Genomic DNA, 7,204 nt, shown 5'->3' on the forward strand with positions numbered 1-7,204 from the left:
GAAGTGGTTAGCAGGAGACATGATGAGTACCCAGACTTTGACCGAAGGATCGGTTCCCCAGCGCCTGGCGCAGACCCGTGAACTGATGCGCCGCGAAGGCATCCATGCGTTGTTGGTGCCGTCCGCCGACCCGCACCTGTCGGAATACCTGCCGGGTTACTGGCAGGGACGGCAATGGTTGTCGGGTTTCCACGGCTCGGTCGGTACTTTGATTGTCACGACCGATTTCGCCGGGGTCTGGGCCGACAGCCGTTACTGGGAGCAGGCGACCAAGGAACTCAAGGGCAGCGGCATCGAACTGGTGAAGCTGCAGCCGGGGCAACCGAGCCCGCTGGACTGGCTGGCCGAGCAGACCCCTGAAGGGGGCGTGGTGGCCGTCGATGGCGCTGTGATGGCGGTGGCTTCGGCGCGGACGTTGGGCAGCAAGCTCGAAGCGCGTGGCGCTCGCCTGCGTACCGACATCGACCTGCTGAATGAAGTCTGGAGCGATCGCCCGGCCCTGCCGAATGCGCCGATCTATCAACACCTGCCGCCCCAGGCCACCGTCAGCCGTGGCGAGAAACTCGCCAAGCTGCGGGAAACCCTGCAAGAGCGCGGCGCGGACTGGCACTTCATCGCCACCCTCGACGACATCGCCTGGCTGTTCAACCTGCGCGGCGGCGATGTGTCGTTCAACCCGGTGTTCGTTTCCTTCGCCCTGATCAACCAGCAACAGGCCACGCTGTTTGTCGCTCTGAGCAAGGTTGATGCGCAACTGCGCGCAGTGCTGGAACAGGACGGCGTGACCCTGCGTGATTACAGCGAAGTGGCCGAGGCCCTGCGCGCGGTGCCGGCGGGCGCGAGCCTGCTGGTGGATCCGGCGCGGGTTACCAGCGGACTGCTGGACAACCTCGACGGCGACGTGAAACTGGTCGAGGGTCTGAACCCGACGACGCTGGCCAAATCGCAAAAGAGCCTGGCCGACGCCGAGCATATCCGTCAGGCGATGGAGCAGGACGGCGCGGCGCTTTGCGAGTTCTTCGCCTGGCTGGAGTCGGCCTGGGGTCGTGAGCGCATCACCGAGCTGACCATCGACGAGAAACTCACCGCTGCCCGGGAGCGTCGTCCGGATTATGTGTCGTTGAGTTTCAACACCATCGCCGCGTTCAACGCCAACGGCGCGATGCCGCACTATCACGCCACCGAGGAAGAGCATGCGGTCATCGAGGGCGATGGTCTGCTGCTGATCGACTCGGGCGGCCAGTACCTGGGCGGCACCACTGACATCACCCGGATGGTGCCGGTCGGCACGCCGACGGCGGAACAGAAACGTGATTGCACCCGCGTATTGAAAGGCGTGATCGCGCTGTCGCGGGCGCAGTTTCCGAAAGGCATTCTGTCGCCGCTGCTCGACGCCATCGCCCGTGCGCCGATCTGGGCCGAGAGCGTGGACTACGGCCATGGCACCGGCCACGGCGTCGGCTACTTCCTTAACGTTCACGAAGGTCCGCAAGTGATCGCCTATCAGGCGGCACCTGCACCGCAAACCGCGATGCAACCGGGCATGATCACGTCCATCGAGCCGGGCACCTATCGTCCGGGTCGCTGGGGTGTGCGCATCGAAAACCTGGCCATGAACCGCGAGGCCGGCAGCAGCGAGTTTGGTGAGTTCCTCAAGTTCGAAACCCTGACCCTGTGCCCGATCGACACTCGCTGCCTGGAAGCGTCGCTGCTGACCCAGGAAGAGAAAGTGTGGTTCAACGGCTATCACGCCGAAGTGCGCGAACGCCTGAGCCCGTTGCTCGACGGCGCAGCGCTGGAGTGGCTGATCACCCGCACGGCCGCTATCTGATCGGCGACAACTCGGGCGCTGCGTTCAGCGCCTGAGTCATGTAGTCGACAAACGCGTTGACCCTGGCGGACTGACGACGGTTCGCCGGGGAAACCGCGTGTATCGGCAGTGATTGCGTCTGGTAATCCTGCAATAACGCGATCACGCGTCCCGCCTTTATGTCCTCGCTGAACAGCCACACCGGCGACAGCGCGATACCCAATCCCCCCAGCACCATTTCGCGGATCGCCTCGGAATTGTTGCTTTGTGCGTTGCCCTGGATGCGCACTTCCTCGACCTGTCCGTCACGTTCGTACGTCCACAGGTTCTGGGTGTTCAACAGATTGAATTGCAGGCAGTTATGGCGACGCAGATCCTGTGGCTGTTGCGGCTGGCCGTGGGTCTTCAGGTAGGCCGGTGCGGCGACCGTGATCCGATGGGTGACGCCAATGTGCCGGGCAATCAGGCCGCTATCGTTCAACTCGCCGATACGCAGGCTGACGTCCAGGCCTTCGCTCACCAACTCCTGATTCTGGTCGCTCAATTGCAGATCGATCTGCACTTGCGGATAGCGCGCCAGAAATCCCGGCAGTCTTGGCGCGATCTGCATGCGTCCGAAACTGACTGAGGAACCAATGCGCAGGGAACCGGCGACGGTCTCCCGGCCGGATTGGAAACTCAGCTCGGCGGCATCCACGGCCGCGAGGATATTTCGGCATTCGTTGTAGTACCGCTGACCTTCGTCAGTCAGCGACAGCTTGCGCGTACTGCGGGCAATCAGCTTCCCACCCAATCTGGCTTCGAGCGCACGCAGCACTTTGCTGATGGTCGGCTGGGTGGTTTGCAGCTCCCGGGCCACCGCCGAAAAACTGCCGCGCTCGACCACCCGGACGAAGATTGTCATTGCGTTGAGTGTGTCCACGAAGCGCCTCATTCATTCCAGATAAGCATGAGGACTATAGCTATTCGGCGTCTTATCGGCATGGTTCGACTGCAGGAAGATGGCTTCACTCTCTCTGACAGGATTTGCCGAAATGACTGACTCACTGAACATGCTTGCGCTGATGGTCGACACGCCCGACGGCCCATTACGCTTGGTTTCTCTTCAACGTCCTGTTCCTGGGCCGGGTCAGGTACTGGTGCGGATCAAGGCCAGTGGCGTGAACCCGTTGGATATCAAGATCCGCGCGGGGCAGGCCGCCCATGCCCGGCAACCGTTGCCGGCGGTGCTGGGGCTGGATCTGGCGGGTGTGGTCGAGGCGTTGGGTGAAGGTATGCAGGGCTGGAGGGCGGGCGATGAGGTGTACGCATTGGCGACCGGAATCGCCGGCAAGCAAGGCTCGTTGGCTGAATATGCAGTGGTCGATGCGCGGTTGCTGGCGCGTAAGCCTGCCAATCTCGACATGCGAGCGGCGGCGAGCCTGCCACTGGTGCTGATTACCGCATGGGAGGGATTGGTGGATCGGGCTCGCGTCGGTGCCGGGCAAAAGGTCCTGATTCAAGGTGGTGCGGGCGGGGTTGGACAGGTGGCGGTGCAACTGGCCCAGGCATTCGGTGCGCAGGTGTTTGCGACAGGCTCTGCCGGGCAGCGCTCGATCATCGAGGCGGGCGGCGCAACGTTCATTGATTATCGGGAGACGCCAGTTGAGGACTATGTCGACAGGTTCACGGCGGGGGAGGGATTCGACATCGTTTATGACACGGTCGGGGGTGAGACGCTGGACGCTTCGTTTAAAGCCGCGCGGCTGTACGGCGGGCATGTGATCAGTTGTCTGGGGTGGGGGCAACACAGCCTGGCGCCGTTGTCGTTTCGGGCGGCGACCTATTCGGGGGTGTTTACGTTGTTGCCATTGTTGACCGGCAAGGGCTGCGAGCAGCACGGCGAGATTTTGCGTCAGGCGGCGGCCCTGATCGAAGCCGGACGCTTGCGACCGCTGCTTGACCCGCGTCGGTTCACGCTGGAAACCGCCGGGCAGGCCCATGAGCTGCTCAAGAGCAAGGCAGCTCAGGGCCGGGTGGTTGTCGAGATCTAACGCAGAGCCTCTTCAACGAAGTCGAGTCGATCCTGACCGAAGAACAACTGATTATCGATGAACATGCTCGGAGCACCGAAAACGCCGCGTTTAACGGCGGTTTCGGTGTTTTCCTTGAGCGCGGTCTTGACGGTTTCATCGTTGCTCAGGGCAAGTACTTCATCGGGATTGAAGCCGTGCTCGCTCAGCACCGTTGCCACTGTCGCCGGTTCGTCCAGGCTGCGACCGTCGACCCACAGCGCATTGAACAGGCAGTCGGTGAACGCCAGGAAACGATCCGGATGATGCAACTGCATGCCGGTGATGGCGCGCATCAATATCAGGGTATTGATCGGAAAATGCGGGTTGAACTTCAGTGGGACGCCATAGCGTTTCGCATAGCGGTCGAGATCCTGAAACATGTAGCGTCCCTTGGCCGGAATCATCGCCGGTGAGGCGTTGCCGGTAGCTTTGAACACCCCACCGAGCAGCATCGGCATGTAGATCAGCCGGGCGTCGGTGTCGGCGCAGATTTTTGGCAGTTGGGTGTAGGCCAGATAAGAGGCCGGGCTGCCGACGTCGAAATAGAACTCCACGGTTTTGCTCATGTGTGCAGCACTCTGTTCTTGTTATTCGGGGGACATTACCAGCGTTCGTTCCATGGGCGCAGATCCAGCTCGAAGGTCCAGGCATCCCGTGGCTGGCTGTGCAGATACCAGTAGTTTTCGGCGATGTGCTCCGGGTCGAGGATGCCATCCTGATCCTTGGTTGCATACTTGTCGGGGAAGTTGTCGCGGATGAAGTCGGTATCGATGGCACCGTCTACCACGATGTGCGCGACATGGATGTTCATCGGGCCAAGCTCTCTGGCCATGCTTTGCGCCAGCGCGCGGATACCGTGCTTGGCGCCGGCAAAAGCGGCGAAACCGGCAGCGCCGCGCAGTCCGGCGGTGGCTCCGGTGAACAGGATGGTGCCGCGCCTGCGGGTGACCATGCGCTTGGCGACTTCCCGTGCATTGAGAAAACCGGAGAAGCAGGCCATTTCCCAGATCTTGAAATACTTGCGTGCGGTTTCTTCGAGGATGCTGCAAGGCACGTTGGCGCCGATGTTGAAGACGAACGCTTCAATTGGCCCGAGACGGGTTTCGATGTCTTCGATCAGGGCCACCACGTCTTCTTCCTTGCGGGCATCGCAAGCGAATCCGTGGGCTTGCCCGCCGTCGGCCTGAATCGCATCGACCAGCGGCTGCAATTTATCGGCACTGCGCCGCGTGACGCAGGTGATGAATCCCTCCCTGGCAAAGCGCCGGGCGATGGCGCCACCCGTAGCATCGCCAGCACCAACAACCAATACGACCTTCTTGTTATTCATGGGGAATCCCTTTGGTAAATGATCGTTAAGTGAACGAACGTTATGTCAGGATTTCACCAGCGTCAAGGCAATGGATTGGAGTGGCGGGAATGTGATCGATTGAAGCCCTGTCGTGAAGCAGCCGGAGTCCGCCTGTGAAGGGAGACGGGATTGTCGGAGGCGTTGGCAGGAGACGTTATGGATTTTCCGCGTTCGGAAAAGTTGGGCGAGGACATTCAAGAGCGACAGCCTTGCCTGGGCAATTCTGTCGCAATATATCGAGCGTCAGCGAGGGCGCGAGTGGTTGCGGTGCCGGGCTACTTGCAGATGACGATCATGCTGCGACTGGTGTAACCGGCGGGGTTCAGACCGAACGGATAATCGCCAGGTTCTTCCACGGCATCGCCTGATTTGGCAATGACCTTATAGCCTTTTGGGGCGCAGGAATTGGCGGCGCTGGTGTAGCACTTGTCCCAGGAGGACGAGAGCCCCGAGCAGTTGATGTGCAGCCCTTTCTTGCCATGCTTCACTTGGGTTTTCGACGTCGCCGCACACCCTGTGACTGCCAGTATGGCGATCAATACCAAAATTCGTTTCATTACAGTCCTTATGGCGGCCTCGAGTCTGACGCTCGGGTCTGCCCGTATTCGCTCGCGCTTTGGCGTACTGACTATCCCTATCCGAAAAAATCCATGCCTGGCACTGGGTTACGAGGCTAAACATGGCCTAAATGAACGCCAATTGCCAGACCTTCGTCAAATCCCTTCTCAATCCGCCGCAATGGCGGGCTTCGCAGCCCCACTCATGGTCAGGGTGGCGCCAACCGAGGCAAGGATAATGCACAGGATCGCCATCCATTGTGACAAGGAAAGGTATTCCTGCAGGAACAACAAACCTGACAGTGCGCCGATTGCCGGCTCGATACTCATCAACGTGCCGAAGGTGCGGGTTGGCATGCGAGTGAGAGCGACCATTTCCAGGGTGTAGGGCAGGGCGGTGGAAAGAATGGCGACGCCAATGGCGACCGGAATCAACGCGGGGGTCAGCAGCGCTGCGCCGGCATGGAAGATACCTATGGGCGCAACGAAGAGCGCCGCGATCATGACGCCCAGCGCCGCTGTCGTTACGCCGTTGTCGGCACCGGCCTTCTGGCCGAACAGAATATAAAGTGCCCAGCAAACTCCAGCGCCCAGTGCATAGCTGGCACCTGTGAGGTCGAGGCTGGCAGTCGTTGCTCCTGTCGGTATCAATAACAGAAGACCGACGGCAGCCAGTGCAATCCAGAGAAAGTCGATGGCACGGCGGGAAGAATAAATGGCAACGGCGAGGGGACCGGTGAACTCCAGCGCGACGGCAATCCCGAGCGGGATAGTTTGCAGTGACATATAGAAGAGGAAGTTCATGCCCCCCAGCGCCATTCCGTAGACGATCACTGTACGTAATGACTTGGCCGTCAGCTTGGCTCGCCACGGGCGCAGCAATATCAGCATGATCACACTGGCAAATACCAGGCGCAGTGTTGTTGTCCCTTGGGCGCCGACCACGGGGAACATGCTTTTGGCCAAGGACGCTCCAGACTGAATGGATGCCATGGCTATTAATAGCAGGCCAACCGGAAACAGGATTGAGGCAAGGCTGCGGGGTTGGTCATTCATGGGGCGGTGTCATCCGAAAGGGTGTCGAGAGATTGTGTTTTGGAATGGGCAATATACTGCGCATTCATTGTCGGCGCGTCTATAAAGAAGAGGGCTTTTTACTGGTCGTGATAGAAAAGTGAAATTAACGGTTGACGGCAGATTCAGGAGGTCTATAATTCGCCCCACTTCCGGCGCAGCCGAAACGGAAAACTCCTTGAGATTCAACGAGTTAGAAGGTTTTTCGATAGCGGATCGCTTCAGTTCATCGAAGCCTGGAAGGCGTTGAAAGGGCGGTGATGTGTAGCTCTTTTAACGGTTCGATCTTCTCGATCGAAAGCGGAGAAAAAGAGGTGTTGACAGCAGCGTGTAACGCTGTAGAATTCGCCTCCCGCTG

The 7,204-nt window shown here is 60.0% G+C and carries 7 protein-coding genes; 2 read left to right on the plus strand and 5 right to left on the minus strand.

Going from position 1 to position 7,204, the window contains the following annotated elements; translation table 11 throughout:
- Positions 1-22: 22 nt before the first annotated feature.
- A complete protein-coding gene (locus N8H74_RS13660; RefSeq protein ID WP_262148151.1) occupies positions 23-1,831 on the plus strand; it encodes an aminopeptidase P family protein in 1,809 nt (602 codons plus the stop codon).
- On the opposite strand, the gene N8H74_RS13665 is transcribed toward N8H74_RS13660, so the two are convergent.
- Positions 1,824-2,732: a LysR family transcriptional regulator gene (locus tag N8H74_RS13665; protein ID WP_262148153.1), complete on the minus strand. Its 909-nt coding sequence runs from the start codon at positions 2,730-2,732 to the stop codon at positions 1,824-1,826. The two genes, N8H74_RS13660 and N8H74_RS13665, sit on opposite strands and share 8 nt — an antisense overlap.
- Positions 2,733-2,844: 112 nt before the next feature.
- Between N8H74_RS13665 and N8H74_RS13670 the strand changes: the two genes are divergently transcribed.
- Positions 2,845-3,843 (plus strand): zinc-dependent alcohol dehydrogenase family protein, encoded by a 999-nt coding sequence (locus N8H74_RS13670; protein ID WP_262148155.1) that lies wholly within the window; start codon positions 2,845-2,847, stop codon positions 3,841-3,843.
- Here N8H74_RS13670 and N8H74_RS13675 read toward each other — a convergent pair.
- The 4 genes from N8H74_RS13675 to rhtA form a co-directional block, all read right to left on the minus strand.
- Positions 3,840-4,430 carry a 2-hydroxychromene-2-carboxylate isomerase gene (locus N8H74_RS13675; RefSeq protein ID WP_262148157.1) on the minus strand — a complete coding sequence of 197 codons (591 nt, stop codon included), beginning with the start codon at positions 4,428-4,430 and terminating at the stop codon, positions 3,840-3,842. The two genes, N8H74_RS13670 and N8H74_RS13675, sit on opposite strands and share 4 nt — an antisense overlap.
- 35 nt (positions 4,431-4,465) lie before the next feature.
- Entirely contained in the window at positions 4,466-5,194 is a 729-nt protein-coding gene (locus N8H74_RS13680) for an SDR family oxidoreductase (protein WP_262148159.1), read from the minus strand.
- A gap of 296 nt (positions 5,195-5,490) precedes the next feature.
- On the minus strand, positions 5,491-5,772 hold the full coding sequence (locus N8H74_RS13685; protein WP_217830880.1) for a hypothetical protein: 282 nt from the start codon (positions 5,770-5,772) through the stop codon (positions 5,491-5,493).
- Between the two features lie 168 nt (positions 5,773-5,940).
- The gene (rhtA, locus tag N8H74_RS13690; protein WP_262148162.1) at positions 5,941-6,828 is read right to left on the minus strand and encodes a threonine/homoserine exporter RhtA; all 888 of its coding nucleotides are present in this window, start codon (positions 6,826-6,828) and stop codon (positions 5,941-5,943) included.
- Between the last annotated feature and the right edge of the window lie 376 nt (positions 6,829-7,204).

It is taken from the genome of Pseudomonas sp. B2M1-30 (assembly GCF_025447575.1).
In the GTDB taxonomy this organism is placed as follows: domain Bacteria; phylum Pseudomonadota; class Gammaproteobacteria; order Pseudomonadales; family Pseudomonadaceae; genus Aquipseudomonas; species Aquipseudomonas botevensis.

Excerpts from the sequence above, each read along its gene's own strand:
- rhtA (WP_262148162.1), bottom strand. The coding sequence starts at position 6,828 with ATGAATGACCAACCCCGCAGCCTTGCCTCAATCCTGTTTCCGGTTGGC.
- N8H74_RS13670 (WP_262148155.1), top strand. The coding sequence starts at position 2,845 with ATGACTGACTCACTGAACATGCTTGCGCTGATGGTCGACACGCCCGAC.
- N8H74_RS13675 (WP_262148157.1), bottom strand. The coding sequence starts at position 4,430 with ATGAGCAAAACCGTGGAGTTCTATTTCGACGTCGGCAGCCCGGCCTCT.
- N8H74_RS13680 (WP_262148159.1), bottom strand. The coding sequence starts at position 5,194 with ATGAATAACAAGAAGGTCGTATTGGTTGTTGGTGCTGGCGATGCTACG.
- N8H74_RS13685 (WP_217830880.1), bottom strand. The coding sequence starts at position 5,772 with ATGAAACGAATTTTGGTATTGATCGCCATACTGGCAGTCACAGGGTGT.
- N8H74_RS13660 (WP_262148151.1), top strand. The coding sequence starts at position 23 with ATGAGTACCCAGACTTTGACCGAAGGATCGGTTCCCCAGCGCCTGGCG.